Raw genomic sequence first — 22,297 nt, forward strand, 5'->3', positions numbered from 1 at the left:
GCATAGTTAATAAAAAAATGGGTTAAAGCTATCTATAAGGCTTTAACCCACTTTTTAATAATACTCTTTCTATTATGCCTACTTATCTTTCAATTGTGGTAAAGCCACTTCTTTAGTTACAGACAATAAACCCGTATTTGCATAAATACCTAACTTATCTCTTGTATCTAAAATATCTAAATTACGCATGGTTAATTGACCAATACGATCTACTGGGTTAAATGGTGCATTTTCCACTTTTTCCATACTTAAACGTTCTGGGTGATAAGTCATATTTGGCGATGATGTATTTAAGATTGAGTAATCGTTACCACGGCGTAATTCTAAGACCACTTCACCTGTCACAGCTTTAGCAACCCAACGTTGAGCGGTTTCACGTAACATTAAGGCTTGTGGATCAAACCAGCGACCTTGATATAATAAACGCCCTAAACGTAAACCGTTAATACGATATTGTTCAATAGTGTCTTCATTATGAATAGAAGTTACCAAACGTTCATAAGCAATATGGAATAATGCCATTCCCGGTGCTTCATAAATACCACGAGATTTTGCTTCAATAATACGGTTTTCAATTTGGTCTGACATACCTAAACCGTGACGACCACCAATACGATTTGCTTCTAAAAAGAGTTCTACCACATTACTAAATGTTTTACCATTTAATGCCACTGGCACGCCTTCTTCAAAACGCACGGTAACTTCTTCAGCTTTGACTTCTACATCTTCACGCCAGAATGGTACACCCATAATTGGATTAACAATACGAATACCACGGCTTAAAAATTCTAAATCTTTTGCTTCATGTGTTGCACCGAGCATATTAGAATCCGTTGAATAGGCTTTTTCTACTGACATTTTGTAGTTAAACCCATTGGCAATTAAAAATTCTGACATTTCATGACGACCACCCAATTCGTGAATAAATTGATCATCTAGCCAAGGTTTATAAATTTTTAGATTTGGATTAGTCAACAAACCATAACGGTAAAAACGTTCAATATCATTACCTTTAAAGGTTGAACCATCTCCCCAAATATTGACATTATCTTCTTTCATCGCCGACACAAGCATGGTACCAGTTACCGCTCGACCTAATGGTGTGGTATTAAAATACGTAATACCGCCCGTTGAAACATGGAATGCACCCGCTTGAATTGCAGCAATACCCTCGTGAGCTAATTGGCTACGACAGTCAATTAAACGTGCAATCTCTGCACCATATTCCATTGCTTTTTTAGGGATCGCATTGTAATCATCTTCATCAGGTTGACCTAAATTTGCGGTATAAGCATAAGGTACTGCACCTTTTTGACGCATCCATAATAAAGCTGCACTCGTATCTAAACCGCCTGAAAAGGCAATACCCACTTTTTGACCAAGGGGAAGATTTTGTAAAATTGTGTTTGACATGGTTGTTCCTATTTTTAAGGTTTTAATTCGACTGATTATTATTGATTAAATCATTAGATTTTTCAACTATAATAATCATGACAAGAAATCTTTCTCACATAAAAAAAGATCCGCATCTGCGGATCTTTCTAAATCATTATTTATTCACTTGGCTACCAATTAAGCCACCTAAGGCTGCCCCCCCGAGGGTTGCACCAGTTGAGTTGCCAATAACATTACCGGCAACGCCACCAATGGCAGCGCCAACTGCTGTATTCTTTTGGGTTTGAGACATATTACTACAAGCAACCATCAACCCCGCAATAAATAATGCAGCAACTAATTTAACGATATTTTTCATAAAAACTCCTTAATAATTTAAATATCCTAAACTGCAAATTGAGACCACAATACACAAAAGAAGTTCAACTTTACCTACATTGTATAAGGATTTGGATACTGATAAATAAAATCTAATTCTCGACAAATCTTATCGGCTACAATAATCCGTTGTGGATCTCCATCCGAGCACTCAAAGTGCGGTGCTTTTTCAGCAAATTTTTCTGCCATCGCTTGATAATAATCCACTCGCGTTGGGTGTTGTGGAGCAACCAAATGATACAAGCGGTGACCGCCTTGCGTTTCTAATAAACTTTGCACCGCTCTTGAACAATCTTCTAAATGTACAAGATTAACTGGACTATTCCCTTGCTGATAAGTTCTTCCACTCATGGAATGAACAGGATGGCGATCATTCCCGATCAACCCACCAAAACGAATAATATCCACATCAATATCTTGTAAAGTAAATAACATCTGTTCAATTTCATACAACGGAGAGGAAGGCGGTTGGGTCTCTTCATCAAATTGCCCAGTTTGTATGGGTAAAACAGATGTAGAACTAATAAAGATAATATGCTTTACTCCGCATAATAAGGCTTCACTTACCAGATTTTCAATACCTTGTGTATAACTTTCCGCATCAAAAAAATAATCACTGGGTGGAATATTAATGACTAAACTATCCACCGATAATAAAGCAATTAAATCATCTGGATCGGCATTAATCTCAGGATCAAGTTGTAACTGATAGGCTTCTAACCGCCATAAACGCATTTCTTCCACACCCTCTTGAGTGCGTTTACTGCCTTTGACTTCCCAACCTAAATTACGTAGATCTCTCGCCAACGGCAAACCAAACCAGCCTAATCCAACAATTGCTACCGAACGCATAATTCCTTTACTATTTCACTCACTATTTAGTTAATAAATCCAATGCTTCTTGATATTTCGCAACGGTTTTCTCAATCACGTCCGCTGGCACTTTCGGCGCTGGCGGTTGTTTATTCCAACCACTTTGTTCTAACCAATCCCGCACAAATTGCTTATCAAATGATGGTGGATTAGTGCCTTCTTGATAAGTATCAACAGACCAAAAACGGCTTGAATCAGGGGTTAACACTTCATCCATCAAAGTTAAAGTGCCATTCTCATCTAAACCAAATTCAAATTTGGTATCGCAAATAATAATGCCCTTAGTCAACGCATAAGTGGCCGCTTCTTTATATAACGAAATCGCTGCATCACGCACTTTTGCTGCTAATTCCGCCCCGATTTGGTGTTCACATTCCGCATAACTAATATTAATATCGTGATCACCGACGTCTTCTTTACTGGACGGCGTAAAAATCGGTTCAGGCAATTTACTGGCTTCCACCAATCCTTCTGGCAACTGCAAACCGCAAATGGTGCCTGTTTGTTTATAATCTTTTAACCCCGATCCTGTTAAATAGCCACGTACAATGCTTTCAATCTTAATCGGTGTTAAGCGTTTACATACGACTGCACGATCTTTAACTAAATCGGCTTCAACTTTTGGTAACACATCATACACCGTATCACCTGTAAAATGATTTGGCATAATATGTGCCAATTTTTTAAACCAAAAATTTGAGATTTGGGTTAAGATTTCACCCTTACGTGGAATAGGATCATCCAAAATGACATCAAATGCTGATAAACGGTCGGTTGCGACCATCAGCATACGTTTATCGTCAATTTCATATAGATCTCGTACTTTACCAGAATAGATTTTTTTTAGGCTTAACTCTGCCATTGTATTGCCCTTTTATTGTGAAGAATAACGTGTGAAATAAAAACTATATTGAATTATACCGCACTTTCCCCGCAAAAAAAGCAATCGTTTGCATTTTATTCAGAATTTTTATTCTTCTCTTTCTACACCTAAGGCTTGTGAAAAACTCCGTAATCCTTTCGAATTACCGGTCTTCACCATGGTTGACATCGCTTGGGTGGGAGGATGAATGAGTTTATTCATCAATTTATAACTCAACTCTTGTATTATTTGCTCAGCATTCTCGCCCTGTTGCAAAGCCGTTAAGGCTTTTTCTAATAAATCTTGTCGAGTTTGTTCCGCATTTTCACGATAATGACGAATTAAATTAGAAAACTGATGCACTTTCAGCCATTCAAAAAAGTAGCAACATTCTTGTTCAATAATCTGGTTTGCCTGATCGGCCGCTTTTTCACGTTGATCCATATTGTGCTGAATAATATTCTGCAAGTCGTCCACACTATAATGATAAACGCTATCCAACTCTCCTACACTTTCTTCCACATCTCGCGGAACAGCAATATCTACTACTAACATCGGTGCATTGCGGCGTTGTTTTTGTGCAATTTTAACCATTTGCTGAGTAATTAAAATCTGTTCTGCCGCCGTAGAAGAAATCACAATATCCGCTTGGTTTAAGCCATCTTGTAATTGATCCAGCGGAATCACTTGAATCTGATTACCCTGATCCAAACGACTAAGTAAGGCTTCTGCACGAGATAAAGTGCGGTTAGAAATAATGATTTTTTTCACGCCGTGGCGTAGCAAATGACGACTAACCAATTCAATGGTTTCACCTGCACCGACTAACAACACGGTTAAAGATTTTAGATGTTCAAAAATCTGCCGAGCCAAACTACAAGCTGCATAAGCCACCGATACTGCATGTTCACCAATATTCGTTTCACTTCTTACCCGTTTTGCCACGGAAAATGTTTTTTGGAACAAACGAGAAATTTCGCTGGTTAAAGCATAATCTGCTTGTGATTGATAATATTCTTCCGTTAATTGATAGGCTTGCTTCACTTGTCCTAAAATTTGCGGTTCACCTAAAATCAAGGAATCCAACCCACAAGCCACCGACATCAAATGTTTCACCGCATTTTTATCTTGATGCAGATACAAACAGGCTTTTAATTCGATTAAATCAATTTGGTGAATTTGAGCAAACCAAGCCACTATCTGATCAAGAAAATCTTGTGTTTCCTTGGTTTCAGTCGGCGAAAGATTTTTATTATGTAGATAAATTTCAGTTCGATTACAAGTAGATAAAATCACCGCACTTTGAGCCAATTCTAAGCACTGAATTTGTTGTAAAGCAAGCTGGCGTTTCTCTGGCGAAAACGCTACTTTCTCACGCAATCCCACCGTTGCGGTTTTATGATTAATGCCTAGAACCAAAATTGTCATATAAAAATATTATTTAATACCTAAAAAGTGGTATAACCCTCTAAATTCAACCAGTTATACCTTATAATAGAATGTATTTTAACGGAAAAAAACATAAAATATACAACAATTGTTTTTATTTCAAATAAAAATCTAATTAAATGCTCAACTTCTACTCTTACCATAAATAAGATGGATTAACAATATCTTCCAATTGCTGCCAATACACTTGCAAGGTAATTTCACCTTCGGCAAAAGGTCCTATGGCATAAGGGGGATAAACAAAGCTCACGCCCTCAGGGGTAAAATAGAATTCTGTTGAAACATAGAAATCTTGTTTATTGGTGTAAAATGAACTTTCATCAGCTGTTTGATTATGTTCGGCATAACTTCCCCATAATAATTCTTTAAGTTTATCTTGATTTTGTTTGGCAACTAAATCATCTAAACTAATAATAGATTTTTTGTTGCTATCAATATTAATATAATGCGTCCAGCCATTACCATGTGCACCACCACTGAAAATATAAGTAGTTTGATAGAATGTTAATATATTTTGTCGTTGTCCTGCATAATTCATGCTGAGTGATAATTCATTACCAAAACTTTCGAAAGATTGACTGGAAGTTAAACCCTCTTGATAATAACTATCAAATAATTTCAATAAACGCTGTTTCGCTGATGAAATGGCATTAATTTCTTGTAATTTTTGTTTATCTTCTAATTCAGGTTGACCAATCATTTCATTGTAAAGCAAATCGTCTAACCAAGCATAACCCGTTTCTACTGTGCTTAGATGATAATCTATATAGCTATCCGTAATATCGTATTCTTCTTTGGCTGTTTTAGGATCGCGTTTAAATTCTTGTTTTTTGTCAAACAGTGTTACGGGTTTAACATTTAATGTCGGAATTGCCGTTTGATATTTATTTGCCCCCTGTTGAATCGCCTTTAATTCAGACTGTGATTTCTCTAAATCAGCATTGAGTTGACTAATCGTTTGTTCTGCAGTTTGCAATTTTGTTTGCATTTCCTTATCTTCACAAGCGGAAAGAAGCAAAGTTGATGCAATAAGTAAAGTCATTAATGATTTTTTCATCGTATTTCTCCTTTGTTTAAAAAAAGCGAAACCAAAGATTTCGCCTAGATTAATTACATTTTTTCCACAGTTTTAATACCTAGCAAATCTAACCCTTGTTTTAAAATACGTTCAGTTAATTGAGCTAGTTTTAAACGGCTGAGTTTAATCTCTTGTGGTGCATTTAAAATTGGGCAATGTTCGTAGAAACTAGAGAATATGCCAGCTAATTCGTATAAATAAGCACACAGAATATGTGGTGTGCCATCTTTAGTCACAATTTGTACGGCTTCTTCAAATTGTAATAATTTTATCGCCAACGCTCGTTCTTTATCTTCAGTTAAAACAATATGAGCATTGGCAAGTGCGGTGGAATCTGTATCAGTTTTATTAAAAATAGAACGAATACGCGTATAAGCATATTGCATATACGGTGCCGTGTTTCCTTCAAAACTGAGCATATTATCCCAATCAAAGACATAGTCTGTAGTGCGGTTTTTTGATAAATCGGCATATTTTACCGAACCAATCGCCACCGCTTCAATTACTGCGACTTTTTCTTGCTCTGAAAGTGCGGTGGATTTTTCGTTAATTAATTTACTCGCACGTTCAACGGCTTCATCTAATAAATCAGCTAATTTTACTGTTCCGCCTGAACGTGTTTTAAATGGCTTGCCATCTTTGCCTAACATCATACCGAAATTTTCATGTTCAAGACTAAAACTATCTGGTACATAACCTGCTTTGCGAGTAATTAACCAAGCCTGTTGTAAATGTTGACTTTGGCGAGTATCGGTGAATACTAAAGCACGATCTGCTTGCAAGGTTTCATAACGATATTTAGCCGCAGCTATGTCTGTCGTGGTATAAAGAAAACCGCCATCTTTTTTCTGCACGATAACGCCCATTGGCTCACCATCTTTGTTTTTAAATTCGTCCAAGTAAACGACTAAAGCACCATCATCTTCTACGGCAAGTCCCTTAGCTTTTAAATCCGCAACAATTTCTGGCAACATGGGATTATATAAACTCTCCCCCATGACATCTTGTTCGCTCAAGGTAACATTTAAGCGATTATAATTTAATTGGTTTTGCGACATCGTCATATCCACCAATTTTTTCCACATGGTTAAGCAATAACGATCGCCACTTTGCAATTTCACCACATATTGCCGTGCTTTTTCTGCAAACACTTCATCACTATCATAATTCTCTTTGGCGGCACGATAAAAAGCCTCTAAATCGCTTAATTCCATTTCACTCGCCTGTTCATTTTCCATTTTTTCTAGGTAAGCAATCAACATACCAAATTGGGTACCCCAGTCACCAACGTGATTAGCCCGAATCACTTTGTTACCCATAAATTCTAAGGCTCGAGCCACTGCATCACCAATAATAGTTGAACGTAAATGTCCAACGTGCATTTCTTTGGCTACATTTGGAGAAGAATAATCCAGCACAACAGTTTGTGGATTGTTTGTTTTTATCCCAAAATTCACCGCACTTAATGCTTTTTCTACGTTATCGGCTAACCATTCTTTGGCTAAGAAAATATTAATAAATCCCGGACCTGCAATTTCTAATTTTTCTGCAATACCATTTAATTCCACCCGTTCTAATACTTTTTGTGCAAATTCACGGGGATTTAAACTTAATTTTTTTGCTGCCCCCATAATACCATTCGCTTGATAATCACCGAACTGTGGTTTACCCGATTGGCGTACGGCTGGCTCTGGATTATTTTCAGCCCCAGCCAGAATCATTGCGTGTTGAATTTTGTCGGATAAAAGAGTTTGAATATTCACGTTTTTATACCTATAAAATAAATTAATATAATTAATCGGTTATAATACCGTTGTTTACGGTTTTAGAAAAGAAACATTATAAATTAAAAGTCAATTTGTTGTATATTGATAACTAAAAAATGGTTTAAAGCCTTATATTAATTGGCTTTAAACCACTCCTAGTATGTAACTTTTATCTGCTACGCCCAGCAAATCTAACTGCTAACGTTCACAAATCTCCGATTCAACAAAGAAATACGCAATTTCTCTGGTAGCACTTTCTGGACTATCCGAGCCATGCACTGAATTGCGAGTTTTACTTTCGGCAAAATCACGGCGAATTGTTCCCTCTGCTTGCATTTCAGGGTTGGTTGCCCCAATTAAAGTGCGGTAATCTTGAATGGCATTTTGCTTTTCTAAAACAGAAACGACCACTGGAGCTGAAATCATATATTCCACTAATCCAGCAAAAAAAGGTTTGCCTTGATGTTCTGCGTAAAATCCCTCCGCTTGTGGCTGAGTTAAGTGTAACATTTTAGTTGCTACCACTTGAAAACCTGCATCTTCAAAGCGACTCAAAATCTTACCGATTAAATTACGCTCTACTGCATCTGGTTTAATAATTGATAAAGTACGTTCCAATCCCATTTTATACTCCCTATTTTGCTCTGGTTAACAATAAATTTGCTAAAGTTTGTACACCGATGCCTGTTGCACCAGTTGCCCAAAGATCACTACTAGATTTGCGATAAGTTGCAGAACAATCTAGGTGTAACCAATGTTGTTGATAATTTTCAACAAAATGAGATAAAAATGCTGTCGCCGTGCTGGCTCCTGCACTCACAGCTAACGAACCCGAATTGGCAATATCCGCAAAAGCAGAAGAAATTTGGCTACGATGTAATTCTGCAAAAGGTAAACGCCAAAATGGTTCTTGTGCTTGTTGAGCAGATTGTAATAAATCCGCCACTAATTGATCGTCCATTGAAAGCACAGAATGATAGTCATTGCCTACAGCGACTTTCGCTGCACCAGTCAGCGTTGCTGCATCAATAATAAATTGTGGATTTTGTGCATCGGCTTCAATTAATCCATCGGCTAACACTAAACGCCCTTCCGCATCGGTATTTAGTACTTCCACCGTTACACCATTTTTATAGGTAATAATATCATTAAGTTTAAACGCATTACTGCTAATCATGTTTTCAGCACAGCATAAATATAATTTAACCCGAGCATTTAAGCCTTGAGCAATCGCCAACCCCAATGCCCCCGTTAATAAAGCAGCACCACCCATATCGGCTTTCATGCTTTCCATACTGTTGCTTGGTTTTAAGCTATACCCCCCCGTATCAAAGGTAATGCCTTTGCCTACTAAACAGGCTAAAACTGGTGCATTCTTATCGCCCGTTGGATTAAAGTCTAATTGGAGCATAACAGGTGCGTTGGCAGAGCCTTTTCCTACTGTCCAAATGCCATGATAGCCTTTCGCTTGTAAATCTTGACCTTTAATAATTTGATAATTTAATTCACCCTCTTGCCAATCTTCAGCTTGTTGTTGAATGAATTGTACCGCACGATTTACCAACACTTCTGGAGTTAATACATCTGATGGTAAATTAATGATTTCACGAACAAAATCACCACTTTCAATTAGCTCAAGTAATTTTTCATTTTCCGTTTCATCTAACTCAGGAAAATCTACCTCAAAATCTTGTTTAGCAGTATAAAACCCTTGATAAAATGCCCAACAACTATCCGCATTCCAATTTTCGCCGATTAATTCCGCTTGCTTAATACCTTGTCCACGCAGTTTACGTGCGGCTTTTTGTACTAAAGTGCGGTCAAAATTTTCAGAAAAATGAACAATGGCTTGATTTTGCTGAAAAGTTAAAAACGCTTTTTTGCCCCAAACTTCATCAGGGGCTTGATGTGAAAGTAAAACTTGCATAATTTATCCTTAAAAATTCACAAAATTTCGTTTATATTTACGATGGCTTTGAATATTACGTTCCGCATCTTTACGATCCCAAATCTGCAGTTCCCATGGATAATAAAAATTACTCGAATTTTTGAAATAAATATGAATTCCTACATACTCATCTTTATCTCGTAAATACCAGTTTTTTAACCCATATTTTTCTTTCCATTCATCTAATTTATTCATGACTTGGGTAATATCTTCCGTACTGACAATCATTCTTGCCCCAAAAATATCATTCATAATACTATTGACTGGAAAGCCTTCGCTACGTTGTTGAAACCGTTCAATTTTATGTAAAATAGATTCCGATGTTTTGACACGATAAAAATAGGAAATATCCGTTAAATCGGCACGATACAAATAATCATTAATGGCTTCGTGCAAATTTAAGCGATAGGCTAATATATGCTCTACAGGCACTTTCGCTAGTGTATGTTTTAAATTCACCTTTTGAATTTTCCCTGTTTCAAAATAGTCTTGTGAAAAGGCTAAATGCACCTTATTAATTTCATCAATTAAGCGTTCTATTTTTTCGAGCATATATTTTCCCTACCTAACTACTCGCCCCAAACTTCTTGCACAATATCACGAATAAATTCTAACTTCGCCCATTGTTGCTGTTCGGTCAGAATATTACCTTCTTCCGTTGATGCAAAACCACATTGCGGACTTAAACATAGTTGATTGATGTCCACATATTGAGTGGCTTCTTTGATGCGAGCAATAATATCATCACGATTTTCAAGTGTACCGTCTTTAGACGTAATTAACCCTAACACCACTTGTTGATCTTTGATAAAACGTAACGGACGGAAATCTCCCGCACGATCGCTATCATACTCAAGGAAGAAACCATCTACACGGCAAGTACCAAACAAGGTTTCTGCGACAGGTTCATAACCACCAGCCGAGAACCAAGTGGAACGGAAATTGCCACGACAAATGTGCATGGTAATTGCAATATCATCAGCAGGTTTCGCATCTACGATTTTATTTAACATATAAACATAATCTTTGGCAATTTGGTCTAAATCAAAACCACGCTGTTTATAGGCGGCTCGTTTATCTTCCGCACAAAATTCGCCCCAGCTAGTGTCATCTAATTGTAAATTACGACAACCTAATTTGTAGAAAATCTGCATCGCTTTAATATAAGCGTTAGCAATATCGTCTAGTAAAAGTTGGTTGTTGTTTTCATAACGTGGAATTGCGACATAATCGGTCGCTCGTACATTGGTGATTAAATGCAGCATTGACGGTGATGGAATGGTAAATTTCACTTCTTGACCGTTAGCAATTTGATTAACAGAACGGAAATGTTCGACAAACGGGTGGCTTTCAGAAAAATCGACTTTATCCACAATTTTTAAGGTTTTCGGGCGAACATTATCATGTTTAAATTGTACCGAAAATTTTTCAGCATCAACTTCTTCCACACCGTCTAAACCTGCTAAAAAATCTAAATGCCAGAAAGTACGGCGAAATTCGCCGTCTGTTACTGCATGTAATCCCACACTTTTTTGATGTTCCACCAATTTAGCAATTTCTTTATCTTCAACCTTAGTTAACTCCGCACAAGAAATATCACCACAACTACATTGTTGGCGAGCTTGCTTAATTTCATCAGAACGTAAAAAACTGCCGACAATGTCAAAACGATAAGGGGCTTTAGTACGTAAAGTTGCTGTTGGGAATAATTTACTCATCTGTTTTCCTTTCTTTTTATGATTATTTAAATTTAACAAAAAATACACCGCACTTTAGCTGGCTTATTCTTCTAATATCACTTTACCGATAAAACTTAAATTACGATAACGTTGAGCATAGTCAATACCATAACCGATAACAAACTCATTCGGAATGGCAAATCCCACCCATTCTACTGGCACTTCTACTTCACGGCGTGATGGTTTATCTAATAAGGTACAAATGGCAAGACTCGCAGGATCGCGGAGTTCTAGGATTTTGCGGACTTTTTCGAGCGTGTAACCTGAATCAATAATATCTTCCACAATTAACACGTGTTCGCCCTTAATATCACCATTTAAATCTTGGGTAATTTTTACATCATGATTGGTACTCATGCCGATACCATAACTTGATGTGGTCATAAATTCTACTTCGAGCGGTAAGTCAATTTTACGTACTAAATCTGCCATAAACATAAATGAGCCACGTAATAAACCGACTACAATCAATTTATCCACTTTCTTTTGTTGATAAAAAGCGGTGATTTCCGCACCGAGCTGATCAATTTTAGCAAGCACATCTTGCTCTGAAATCAGGACTTCAACATGATGTTTTTTCATAAGGGTCTCTCTATATAAAAATCTACGAGCTACTATATCACAACGGTATAAAGAGAAAATAAAAAAATCAAAAAAAAGACCGAAGTGATAACACCTCGGTCTTAAACCCTAACGAATTTACTTTCTACTCTACCTGTTTAGCTACCTATGTCTTAACAGATGTGTGTATATTAATAGATAAAATAACCTCCGTCAATAAGAATTATTATCATTTTTAATTAATTCCCCGAAATTTTCATTTCTTCCAATAAAATTGAGCCAGTTTGAATATTGGAACGGGTTTCAATGTCATCACCAACCGCCACCAAATGCTCAAACATCTGTTTTAAATTGCCCGCAATGGTGATTTCTGAAACAGGATATTGAATTTCACCATTTTCCACCCAAAAGCCCGATGCACCACGAGAATAATCCCCCGTTACCATATTCACACTCTGCCCCATTAAATCAGTCACTAACAAGCCTGTTCCCATTTGGTTTAAAAGTGCGGTTAAATTTCCTTGAGAATTTGGTTTAACCAACCAATTATGAATACCGCCTGCATGTCCCGTGCTTTGCATAGCTAATTTTTTACCGCTGTAACTGGTTAATAAATAAGTTTGCAAAATACCGTCTTGAATAATCTCCAAATCTTGCGTTCTCACGCCCTCGCTATCAAACGGTGTAGAAGCTAAACCACTTAACAAATGCGGACGTTCGCTAATTTGAAACCAATCAGGCAAAACTTTTTGTCCAAGTTTATCTAACAAAAAGCTGTTTTTGCGATATAGACTGCCACCACTAATAGCAGTCGCTAAATGCCCAATTAACCCTGTTGCGACATCATTTAGAAAAATCACAGGTGCCGTTTGGGTTGCAATTTTTTGCGGTCGTAAACGAGCAATGGCTTTCTTCGCTGAATTTTGCCCTACCCATTCAGGTGCAGCTAACTCATTCGCTTTACGAGAAATCGTGTATTCGTAATCACTTTCTAATAAATCATCAACACCACCCAATACTGAGCAAGACAACGAATAACGGCTCGATAAATGACTTTGCAACATACCATGGCTATTCCCATACACGCGAACTCCCGTATGGGAATTAAAAGCCGCACCATTACTGTTGACAATCCGCTGATCATATTGCAAAGCGGCGGTTTCCGCTTGTAAAGCTAATTCCACTGCCCGATCTACATCAATGTCAGTGGGGTGATATAAATCTAAATCAGGTGCATTAAATGCCATTAAGGCTTTATCGGCTAAACCCGCACAATCATCGGGAGAAGTATATTTGGCTATCGCTAATGCCGCATCAACAGCCGCTTTAATTGCTGGCTGGCTTAAATCCGATGTGGATGCGTTACCTTTTTGTTGCCCTAAATACACCGAAATGCCCAAGGCTCCGTCATTATTAAATTCTACGTTTTCGACTTCCTGCAACCGAGTAGAAACCGAAAGCCCACTGACTTTGGTCACCGCCACTTCCGCTGTTGCCCCTGCTTTTTGAGCCAACTCGACCGCATAACTCACCGCCGCACGTAATTCTTGTTCTTGCTGTTTTAAAAGTGCGGTGGAATTTTCCGTATTTTTTTCTGGCATGCTGCTCTTTTCCTTATTATTTATAAATTTGTCGCATTTTAGCTTATTTGCTACAATGTAGCAAAATATCAATAAGAAAGGATAGGAAATGAAAAAACGGGGCAAAAAGCCAGAATTAGATTGGACAGACGAGCAAGAAGAAATTATCTGGGTCAGCAAAAGTGAAATTAAACGTGATGCGGAAGATTTAAAAAAATTAGGCTCAAAATTAGTGGAATTAACCCCAGCGAATTTAGCCAAAGTACCGCTTGATGAAACCTTGTTAGACGCTATTAATTTGGCTCGCCGTTCAGTCAAGGAAGCTAAACGCCGTCAATTACAATTTATCGGCAAATTATTACGCTCAATGGACATAGATCCTATTCAGGAAGCCTTAGATAAAATCGAGAATAAACATAATCAACAGCAAGCCATGCTACATAAAATAGAACATTTACGTGATGATTTAGTAGAAAAAGGCGATGATGAACTGGCACAATTCTTTGACCAACACCCCGATGCTGATCGTCAACATTTACGCAATCTTATCCGTTCCGCTCAAAAAGAAAAAGAACAAAATAAACCGCCGAAAGCGTATCGGGAAATTTATCAATATTTGAAAGAATTGATGTTGGGAAATTAAAAAAACAAGGCACTTAATCCAGTGCCTTTTATCGCTAACTCGTAGCAGAACTCTCTTGCAAATCCTTACGCAACGACACTAACAACTGATCGATTTTAAAGTTTTCCGTATCAATAATTTCAAATTTATATTTGTCATATAATACAGAATCCGTTTTCTTCGGAATTTTCCGCAACATATACATCATAAACCCACCAATCGTTTCGTAATTTTCATCTGCGGGAAATGATGCTATATCCAATGCTCGCATCACATCTTCTAACGGCGTAATGCCATCAATTAACCAAGAATGTTCATCTCGCTGTACGATTTGTTCTTCTTCGCTAGAAACTAATTCCCCCATCACAATGCTCATCACATCATTAAGGGTGACAATCCCCACCACTAAGGCATATTCATTCACGATTACAGCAAAATCTTCACCGGTAGATTTAAATAATTCCAGTACTTCATAAAGAGATAAGGTATCTGGCACGAACAAAGACTTACGTAATAATTTTGGATCCGTTAAGGCAACTTTGCTGTCGGTTAAATATAAGGTCAGTAGCGTATGGGACTCTACATAGCCTAATATTTTCTCCAAACCACCGTCACAAATCAGCAATTTTGAATGGGAATTTTTAGCCAAGGTGTCTAACACCTCTTGCTGATTAAAACTGCGGTCTAAAAAGACAATATTTTCACGAGTTGTCATGGTCGAAGTCACGGTGCGAGCTTGCATATCAAAAATATTTTCAATTAAATATTGCTCCTGAGCCTTCAGTACCCCAGACTCTGCCCCTGCTTCCACTAAAGCCACAATATCTTCCGATGTCATGTTATCTTCACGCACAGTGGAAACACGTAAAAAACGGAATATGCCATTGGCTAAAGAATCAAAAATCATCACTAAGGGCTTAAAAATAAAAATGCAAAACCGCATAACGCCCACAGTTTTCATGGCTATCTGCTCTGGATAAGTCATAGCAAGGCGTTTTGGAATCAAATCTGCTAACAAAATAAATAAAAATGTCACCACCGTAAAAGCCAGCCAAGATGATGCACTTTCCACCCAATTTGCCTGTGTATATTGACTCATCAGTTGCATAAAATACGGATTTAACGCACTTTCCCCAATCATACCACCTAAAATGGCCACCATGTTTAAGCCAATTTGCACCACAGTAATAAAACGCCCCGGCTTTTCTTGTAACTGCAAAACTTGTGTGGCTCTTATGTCGCCGTCATTGGCTAAAACTTGCAACTTGATCTTTCTTGCCCCAGCAAGGGAAATTTCTGCCGAAGAAATCACCGCACTGGTTATAATCAACAATAAAATGAGTAAAATTGCTTCAAATAATTCCATAATATGTCCTATTTATATTGTTGAACAAAATCCCAAAACCGCTGTTCGTCCCAAATTTGAACACCCAATTCTTGGGCTTTGGTTAGTTTTGATCCTGCTGAATCGCCTGCAATCACAATATCGGTTTTTGCTGATACACTACCGCTCACTTTCGCCCCGAAAGATTGTAATAACGCTTTGGCATCATTGCGTCCCATTTGAGTTAAGGTTCCCGTTAATACCACGGTTTTACCGTTTAACGGATTTTCTCCAATGTCTTTTTCTTCCACATCGTCCCAATGGACACCTTGTGCGATTAAATCATTCACTACGTCTAAATTATGTTGTTCACGCCAGAACACATAAATCCGATTTGCCACAACGATGCCCACATCTGGCACGGCTTGTAATTGTTCTAAATCTGCTTGTTGAAGTGCGGTGAGATTTTTGAAATATTTGGCTAAATTCAATGCGGTGGCTTCGCCCACGTCCCGAATACCTAGGGCAAAAATAAAGCGTGCTAAAGTTGTTGATTTGGCTTTTTCTAGGCTATCCAGTGCATTTTGAGCGGATTTTTGTCCCATACGTTCTAATCGCATTAAGGTGAAAAGATCCAATTTAAATAAATCTGCTGGCGTATGAATAAACTCTCGATCCACTAACTGCTCGATCAGTTTCGCTCCCACGCCGTCAATATCCATGGCTTTGCGAGAAACAAAATGTTTCAAAGATTCCTTACGTTGTGCATCACAAAATAAGCCACCAGTACAACGAGCAACTGCCTCGCCATCAATTCGCACCACTTGCGAACCACACACGGGGCATTCGGTTGGAAAAATAATTGATTCTGCATTGGCTGGACGGCGATCATGTACCACACCAATAATCTGTGGAATTACATCACCTGCACGGCGGATAATCACGGTATCACCAATGGCAATATCAAGACGTGCAATTTCATCGCCATTATGCAAGGTCGCATTACTCACCGTTACGCCAGCCACGAAAACAGGTTGTAATTTTGCCACAGGCGTAATTGCCCCCGTTCGTCCTACCTGAAATTCCACATCTTTTAGTATCGTCATTTCTTCCTGTGCAGGAAATTTATACGCAATCGCCCAACGTGGTGCTTTAGAAATAAAGCCAAGTTCCTGCTGTAACGCAATATTGTTAATTTTTAACACTGTACCATCAATGTCATAGCCTAAAGTTGGACGTTTTTGTTGAATAGTGCGGTAGAAATTCAACACATTTTCTACCCCATCACAAAGCTGAATCTCCGCATTCACTGGAATACCGATAGATTTCAGCCATAGCAAACGTCCATAATGGGTTTCGGGTAAATCCACCCCTTCGGCAATCCCAATACTATAAGCATTCAGCATTAATGGACGTTGGCTAGTAATTTTCGGATCGAGTTGACGCAACGAGCCAGCGGCAGCATTACGTGGATTAGCAAAGGTTTTCTCCCCTTTGGCTAAGGCTAATTCATTTAATTTTTCAAAGCCCGCTTGTGGCATAAACACTTCACCACGCACTTCTAAACGAGCAGGCGGATGGTCAGTTAATAATTGTAAGGGAATATTGCGAATGGTACGAATATTGGCAGTAATATCTTCTCCCGTGCTGCCATCGCCCCTTGTTGCCGCTTGCGTAAGGACACCATTGACATACAAAATACTCACTGCCAAACCGTCTAATTTTAGTTCACAACAAAATTCAAGGGTTTCTGGCAATAGCACCAAACGATCTTGAATACGTTTTACAAAAGCATAAAATTCTTCATCGGAAAACGCATTATCTAGGGATAACATGGGAATTTCATGGGTAATTTGGCTAAAGCCTGATAATGGTTTTGCCCCGACACGCTGGGTTGGCGAATTGGCGGTGATGAATTCGGGATATTGTTGTTCTAAGGTTTTTAATTGATGAAATAAACGATCATATTCGCTATCTGGAATTTTTGGTTCATCAAGCACGTGATATTGATATTCGTGATAACGCAATGTTTCACGCAACTGATTAATTTGTTTGGCTATATCTGTCATTTTATTTTTCTTTTCTAAAATTATTAACAAAATAAACCGCACTTTGAACGCTCAACAGTGCGGTTTTCAATCGACAATTTTCGCTACACGCGATCTAAATAATCTTGTTCTTGCTTGTCATCAAAAATAGCTTGTTGATCGGTCAACACAAAACCATTTAATTCTTCGGCTAAATTTTTTGCGGCTTGAATCATCATTTTTAGATTGGCTTTGTCATTTCCAACCTGTGACGGTACTTGCATAAATAGGGCAAGACCCAGTGTAGAAAATTCATTCATGGCATAAGGGTTAAATGTACCGGGTTGTTCAATATTGGCTACACTAAACATCACTGGACTTGCCACCGTATCAACATGGCGATGATACAAATTATCTTTGCCTAAAATAAACCCTAAATTATCCAACGATTGAGTAATAGAAAGCCCTAAAAATTGACGATTTTCTGGTGCCACTACATATAATAAAATAAAATCTGTTGGCTGCGATGCCTGTGTAACTGGTTCTTGTCCTGTTTGTTCGTTTTCGGTTTTATTTTCAATCGGCTGTTGTAATTTAGGTTCAGAAATCGGTGAACTTGCTTGTTGTAGCTGTACTCGCAATTCGGGCGATGACATATCGACTTGAGCTTCTGTCCCTGCATAATCTACCGCATCGGCTAAAGTATATTCTGCCATATTCTCTTTAGGCTGCTTTGGTTCTGGTCGATATTCATAATAGACTTGCTCTGATTCTGGTTGAGCAAGGTCAGATTCAGGTAAGGTAATTTTGATCTGCTCCACTGCATTCGCTTGCACTGGAGCTGTGACTGGAATATCCGTTTGAATCGGCTCAGGTTGTGGAATATTCATTTGCGTATTTTCCACTGGCTGACTTACTATCGGTTGGCGTTTCTGAATTGGCGTAACGGGTACTTGAGCATAATCAGTCGGGGACTGTTCTGGTTTCCGTTGAATATGCTGACTACGATTAAAGCTATTCGCATTATTAAAATATTGCGATTTTTCACGGCGATTAGACCAGATACCATGAGCGACTAAACCGATTAATGCGAGAATACCTAAAATAATTAAAATTGTATTGAGATCCATTGCAATATGTCCTATTTCAAACGACCAGAAATATTTGTTAGCTTACCATATTTATTCACATTATGGATCTTGAAATTTGCATTTTTTGACCGCACTTTGTATTCTATTCACCGTTTTATACTAACGTTATCCAACTAGGAAAAATAATGATCGAAGAAAAAGAAGTCAAGTCAGGGTTTCATTACTTTGTTATGGGCTGGCATTTAATTACACAAAAAGGACTACGCCGTTTTGTCGTGATGCCAATCTTACTCAATGTGGTATTAATGGTGGGACTAAGTTGGTTATTTATCAGCCAAATCAACCATATAATTGAATGGGTAATGGGCTTTCTGCCAGCATGGTTAGATTGGCTCAGTTCCGTGATGTTTATCATGTCATTAGTGATGATAGTTATCGTTTTTTACTTTTCATTTACCATGCTATCAGGCTTTATTGCCGCCCCTTTTAACGGTTTACTAGCAGAAAAAGTCGAAAAAATGCTGACTGGAGAGAGCCTAGCAGATATGACTATCATGGATTTTATTAAAGATATTCCACGTATGTTAGCTCGAGAATGGCAAAAACTGGTATATAGTTTACCGATTTATATCGTTTTGTTTTTACTCGGTTTTATACCTATGCTAGGGCAATCTGTAATACCCGTGTTAGCTTTTGCTTTTACCGCATGGATGATGGCAATTCAATATTGTGACTATCCGTTTGATAACCACAAAATTTCATTCCATACCATGCGAGTTAAACTCAAAGATAACCGTTGGCAAAGTCTAACCTTTGGCGGATTAATCAGCTTGTGCATGTTAGTTCCTGTGGTGAACTTAGTCGTCATTCCTGTCGCAGTTTGTGGTGCAACTACCATGTGGGTAGAAACTTACCGTAAAGCCTTGTATGGTAATGCAAAAACTCAAGGAAATTCTACCGCAGTTTCAACTGATGTTGGACAAGCGACAAATACAGATATTGATTTACGCAATAATCAGGATATTGTTTCTCGATAATGTTAGGGTGAAGAATAGTTATCTTAATTTCTTCGCCCTTTCAGGATCTGCTTTTTCTAACGCTATTTTACTTTGTTGATAAACAGCCTGATTATTTTCCGATAAAGCACACAAGGCTTTATTTTCATAACTATCTGCTTGACGATAATAATTCGGGCTTGCCACCGCTAAATCAAATTGCTGATAAGCAGCTTGGAACTCCCCTTGCGAACAAAGAAATGTACCATAATTATTATGCACATCGCCTTGTTTATCATCTAGTTTAATGGCTTTCAAATAAGATTCACGGGCTTGTGTAATATTGCCTTGTTGTTGGTAAAAATAGGCAAAGGCAGAATGAACTAAATAGTAATCAGGGGCATAACTCAAGGCTTTATCCAGATTTTGTTTAGCTTGTTCCCAATCTTGCTGGGATAAATAACCCAGTGCGAGTTCTACTCGAGCTTTGGCGGCTGGCTTTTGATCAAAATCTATCTCAGCATTTTGCGAAACGCAAGCAGTTAAAAAAAGAATAAGTATAAAGTGCGGTATAAATTTCATAAATTTTTCCCTATTTGAACCGCACTTTCTGGCTTAATGCGGTTTAATGAGTTTTAATCTGAATGCCTTGACCAAATTGTTTTTTCATGGCATTAACGGCTGTCCGTTTAGTGCGGTCGATCACATCACCTGCCAACTGTCCGCACGCTGCATCAATATCATCGCCACGGGTTTTGCGTACAATTACCGTAAAACCATATTCCATTAAGGTCTTTTGGAAACGGTCAATACGAGTGTTGGAGCTTTTCGCATAAGGTGCTTCAGGGAACGGATTCCACGGAATTAAATTAATTTTGCAGGGTGTATTTTTCAATACTTCCGCCAACTGATGAGCGTGTTCTACCCCATCATTGACCTGATTTAACAACACATATTCAATCGTCACTTTACCGTGATTGGCATTGGACACATTTAAATAACGATGCACGCTATCCATTAACATTTTGATATTGTATTTTTTATTAATCGGCACCAACACATCACGCAATTCATCATTGGGAGCGTGCAGAGAAATCGCCAACGCCACATCAATCATTTCACTGAGCTTATCCAAAGCAGGCACCACACCTGACGTAGATAAGGTAACACGGCGTTTAGATAACCCATAAGCAAAATCATCTAACATAATTTCCATGGCAGGCACCACATTGGCGACATTTAACAATGGCTCACCCATTCCCATCATCACTACGTTGGTAATTGGTCGCACCCCTGTTACACCAAAATTACCAATAATTTTAGATGCTCGCCATACTTGCCCGATAATTTCTGCCACATTTAAATTGCGATTAAAACCTTGTTGAGCGGTAGAACAGAACGTACAAGCCAAAGCACAACCCACTTGCGAAGACACACACAAAGTTGCTCGATCTGCCTCAGGAATATACACAGTTTCCACTTGCTGATCGCCGACTTGCATCGCCCATTTAATCGTACCATCAGATGAACGTTGTTCTACGGCAATTTCAGGTGCTTTAATTTCAGCCACCGATTTTAACTTTTCCCGTAACTGTTTATTAAGATTGGTCATATTGTCGAAATTATCTTCGCCAAAATGATAAATCCATTTCACTAATTGATCGGCTCGGAATGGCTTTTCGCCCAGTTCTTTGAAAAATTCTCGCATTTGCGGACGAGTTAAATTCATTAAATTGATTTTATCTGACATATCTACCTTATTGTCACGTTATTACACTTACGACATTGTTTATCGACATCGTTTTCGGGCAAATACACAGGTTCTCCCCTACAACAATATTTGAACAATATAAAAGGGCGTCATTCTACCGATTTCCGTCCTATTAATCTATGTGATTTTTAAAAATTATGCGAATTTTCACCGCGGTTTTTGGAATCAAGATCACAAAATTTTCATTTTGTCGGGAAAAACAAAGGCATTTTATTTACCTTGCTGTTCTTCCAATGCATCTCTCGCCGAACGAATAGAACGCTCAAGTAAATCCCGTTTAGGATCATTTTCTGGCATTAATTTCAACATCATCGACCAGCTAACTATTGCCATTTTGTAGTCTTGTTGTTCAAAATAACGGAATGCCAATAAACTCAACGCGTCTAAATTGCTATGATCTTGACGAATTACCTGTTTTAATAAGGTTTCACCTTGATTTTTATCAGTAGCATCATCGGAAAACATTAAGATCCGAGCATAAGCTAATTTATAGTCAATATCATCAGGTTTAATCTGATGTGCCTTGGCATAACTGTCTAACGCCAATTTACCATCGCCTAATGCCATGCCTAATTGTCCCAATAAAAAACAACTTTGATCATCATTAGGCGTTTGTTGTACTTTTAACCGAAGTGCGGTGGCAAATTGCTGCATTTCTTGTTCGCTGAGCGGTTTACTTTCTTGTTCTTTGACTCGCTCATAGAAATACGGCAATTTGTCCGCTATTTTATCTAACATGGTTTGTGCTTGCCATGCGCCCAAATGGAAATAGCTCAGCCCAGCGATGATACCTAGGACTAAAAAGCCACTCACAAAATAAAGTTTGTTATTTTTCAAC

Annotated in this window: 20 protein-coding genes and 1 pseudogene; 2 read left to right on the forward strand and 19 right to left on the reverse strand. The window is 38.1% G+C overall.

What is annotated here, in order from left to right; genetic code table 11:
* Nucleotides 1-78 precede the first annotated feature (78 nt).
* The 13 genes from argG to pmbA all read right to left on the reverse strand — a co-directional run bounded on the left by argG (nt 79) and on the right by pmbA (nt 13,650).
* The gene (gene argG, locus O1Q79_RS05305; RefSeq protein WP_386690623.1) at nt 79-1,413 is read right to left on the reverse strand and encodes an argininosuccinate synthase; all 1,335 of its coding nucleotides are present in this window, start codon (nt 1,411-1,413) and stop codon (nt 79-81) included.
* Between the two features lie 136 nt (nt 1,414-1,549).
* Nucleotides 1,550-1,705 (reverse strand): glycine zipper 2TM domain-containing protein, encoded by a 156-nt coding sequence (locus O1Q79_RS05310; protein WP_386693352.1) that lies wholly within the window; start codon nt 1,703-1,705, stop codon nt 1,550-1,552.
* A 122-nt stretch (nt 1,706-1,827) separates the two neighbouring features.
* Nucleotides 1,828-2,625, reverse strand: coding sequence for an SDR family NAD(P)-dependent oxidoreductase (locus tag O1Q79_RS05315; RefSeq protein ID WP_386690626.1), 798 nt, complete (start codon nt 2,623-2,625; stop codon nt 1,828-1,830).
* Between the two features lie 22 nt (nt 2,626-2,647).
* Entirely contained in the window at nt 2,648-3,508 is an 861-nt protein-coding gene (locus tag O1Q79_RS05320) for a phosphoribosylaminoimidazolesuccinocarboxamide synthase (RefSeq protein WP_386690629.1), read from the reverse strand.
* 108 nt (nt 3,509-3,616) lie between these two features.
* Nucleotides 3,617-4,936 (reverse strand): glutamyl-tRNA reductase, encoded by a 1,320-nt coding sequence (gene hemA / locus O1Q79_RS05325; RefSeq protein ID WP_386690631.1) that lies wholly within the window; start codon nt 4,934-4,936, stop codon nt 3,617-3,619.
* Between the two features lie 157 nt (nt 4,937-5,093).
* Entirely contained in the window at nt 5,094-6,014 is a 921-nt protein-coding gene (locus O1Q79_RS05330; protein ID WP_386690633.1) for a DUF3298 domain-containing protein, read from the reverse strand.
* 53 nt (nt 6,015-6,067) lie between these two features.
* On the reverse strand, nt 6,068-7,798 hold the full coding sequence (gene argS / locus O1Q79_RS05335; RefSeq protein ID WP_386690635.1) for an arginine--tRNA ligase: 1,731 nt from the start codon (nt 7,796-7,798) through the stop codon (nt 6,068-6,070).
* A gap of 201 nt (nt 7,799-7,999) precedes the next feature.
* A complete protein-coding gene (ndk, locus tag O1Q79_RS05340; protein WP_386690637.1) occupies nt 8,000-8,425 on the reverse strand; it encodes a nucleoside-diphosphate kinase in 426 nt (141 codons plus the stop codon).
* Between the two features lie 10 nt (nt 8,426-8,435).
* The gene (gene pepB / locus O1Q79_RS05345; RefSeq protein WP_386690640.1) at nt 8,436-9,728 is read right to left on the reverse strand and encodes an aminopeptidase PepB; all 1,293 of its coding nucleotides are present in this window, start codon (nt 9,726-9,728) and stop codon (nt 8,436-8,438) included.
* A gap of 9 nt (nt 9,729-9,737) precedes the next feature.
* The gene (locus O1Q79_RS05350; protein ID WP_386687037.1) at nt 9,738-10,301 is read right to left on the reverse strand and encodes a GTP pyrophosphokinase; all 564 of its coding nucleotides are present in this window, start codon (nt 10,299-10,301) and stop codon (nt 9,738-9,740) included.
* Between the two features lie 17 nt (nt 10,302-10,318).
* A complete protein-coding gene (locus tag O1Q79_RS05355) occupies nt 10,319-11,467 on the reverse strand; it encodes a 5-methyltetrahydropteroyltriglutamate--homocysteine S-methyltransferase (RefSeq protein ID WP_386690642.1) in 1,149 nt (382 codons plus the stop codon).
* A gap of 63 nt (nt 11,468-11,530) precedes the next feature.
* Complete coding sequence (gene hpt / locus O1Q79_RS05360; RefSeq protein ID WP_386687040.1) at nt 11,531-12,070, reverse strand: hypoxanthine phosphoribosyltransferase; 540 nt, start codon at nt 12,068-12,070, stop codon at nt 11,531-11,533.
* 218 nt (nt 12,071-12,288) lie between these two features.
* Nucleotides 12,289-13,650, reverse strand: a complete 1,362-nt coding sequence (gene pmbA, locus O1Q79_RS05365) for a metalloprotease PmbA (protein WP_386690644.1) — start codon at nt 13,648-13,650, stop codon at nt 12,289-12,291.
* An 88-nt stretch (nt 13,651-13,738) separates the two neighbouring features.
* On the opposite strand from pmbA, the gene yjgA reads away from it, so the two are divergent.
* Nucleotides 13,739-14,272: a ribosome biogenesis factor YjgA gene (yjgA, locus tag O1Q79_RS05370; RefSeq protein ID WP_386690646.1), complete on the forward strand. Its 534-nt coding sequence runs from the start codon at nt 13,739-13,741 to the stop codon at nt 14,270-14,272.
* Nucleotides 14,273-14,306: 34 nt separating this feature from the next.
* On the opposite strand, the gene O1Q79_RS05375 is transcribed toward yjgA, so the two are convergent.
* From O1Q79_RS05375 to zipA, 3 genes are all read right to left on the reverse strand, one after another.
* Nucleotides 14,307-15,617, reverse strand: coding sequence for a hemolysin family protein (locus O1Q79_RS05375; protein WP_386690648.1), 1,311 nt, complete (start codon nt 15,615-15,617; stop codon nt 14,307-14,309).
* Nucleotides 15,618-15,625: 8 nt separating this feature from the next.
* Nucleotides 15,626-17,644 (reverse strand): NAD-dependent DNA ligase LigA, encoded by a 2,019-nt coding sequence (gene ligA / locus O1Q79_RS05380; protein WP_386690650.1) that lies wholly within the window; start codon nt 17,642-17,644, stop codon nt 15,626-15,628.
* Between the two features lie 83 nt (nt 17,645-17,727).
* Nucleotides 17,728-18,732: a cell division protein ZipA gene (gene zipA, locus O1Q79_RS05385; protein WP_386690652.1), complete on the reverse strand. Its 1,005-nt coding sequence runs from the start codon at nt 18,730-18,732 to the stop codon at nt 17,728-17,730.
* 146 nt (nt 18,733-18,878) lie between these two features.
* On the opposite strand from zipA, the gene cysZ reads away from it, so the two are divergent.
* The gene (cysZ, locus tag O1Q79_RS05390; protein WP_386687062.1) at nt 18,879-19,730 is read left to right on the forward strand and encodes a sulfate transporter CysZ; all 852 of its coding nucleotides are present in this window, start codon (nt 18,879-18,881) and stop codon (nt 19,728-19,730) included.
* A gap of 18 nt (nt 19,731-19,748) precedes the next feature.
* Here cysZ and pilW read toward each other — a convergent pair whose 3' ends face one another.
* The 3 genes and pseudogenes from pilW to O1Q79_RS05405 all read right to left on the reverse strand — a co-directional run.
* Nucleotides 19,749-20,270 carry a type IV pilus biogenesis/stability protein PilW gene (pilW, locus tag O1Q79_RS05395; RefSeq protein WP_386690655.1) on the reverse strand — a complete coding sequence of 174 codons (522 nt, stop codon included), beginning with the start codon at nt 20,268-20,270 and terminating at the stop codon, nt 19,749-19,751.
* Between the two features lie 43 nt (nt 20,271-20,313).
* Nucleotides 20,314-21,438 (reverse strand): bifunctional tRNA (adenosine(37)-C2)-methyltransferase TrmG/ribosomal RNA large subunit methyltransferase RlmN, encoded by a 1,125-nt coding sequence (locus O1Q79_RS05400; protein WP_386690657.1) that lies wholly within the window; start codon nt 21,436-21,438, stop codon nt 20,314-20,316.
* A 231-nt stretch (nt 21,439-21,669) separates the two neighbouring features.
* Nucleotides 21,670-22,284 (reverse strand): annotated as a pseudogene (locus tag O1Q79_RS05405) (tetratricopeptide repeat protein); the annotation flags it as partial.
* Nucleotides 22,285-22,297 lie beyond the last annotated feature (13 nt).

The organism is Lonepinella sp. MS14434, assembly GCF_042468235.1.
Taxonomy (GTDB): domain Bacteria; phylum Pseudomonadota; class Gammaproteobacteria; order Enterobacterales; family Pasteurellaceae; genus Lonepinella.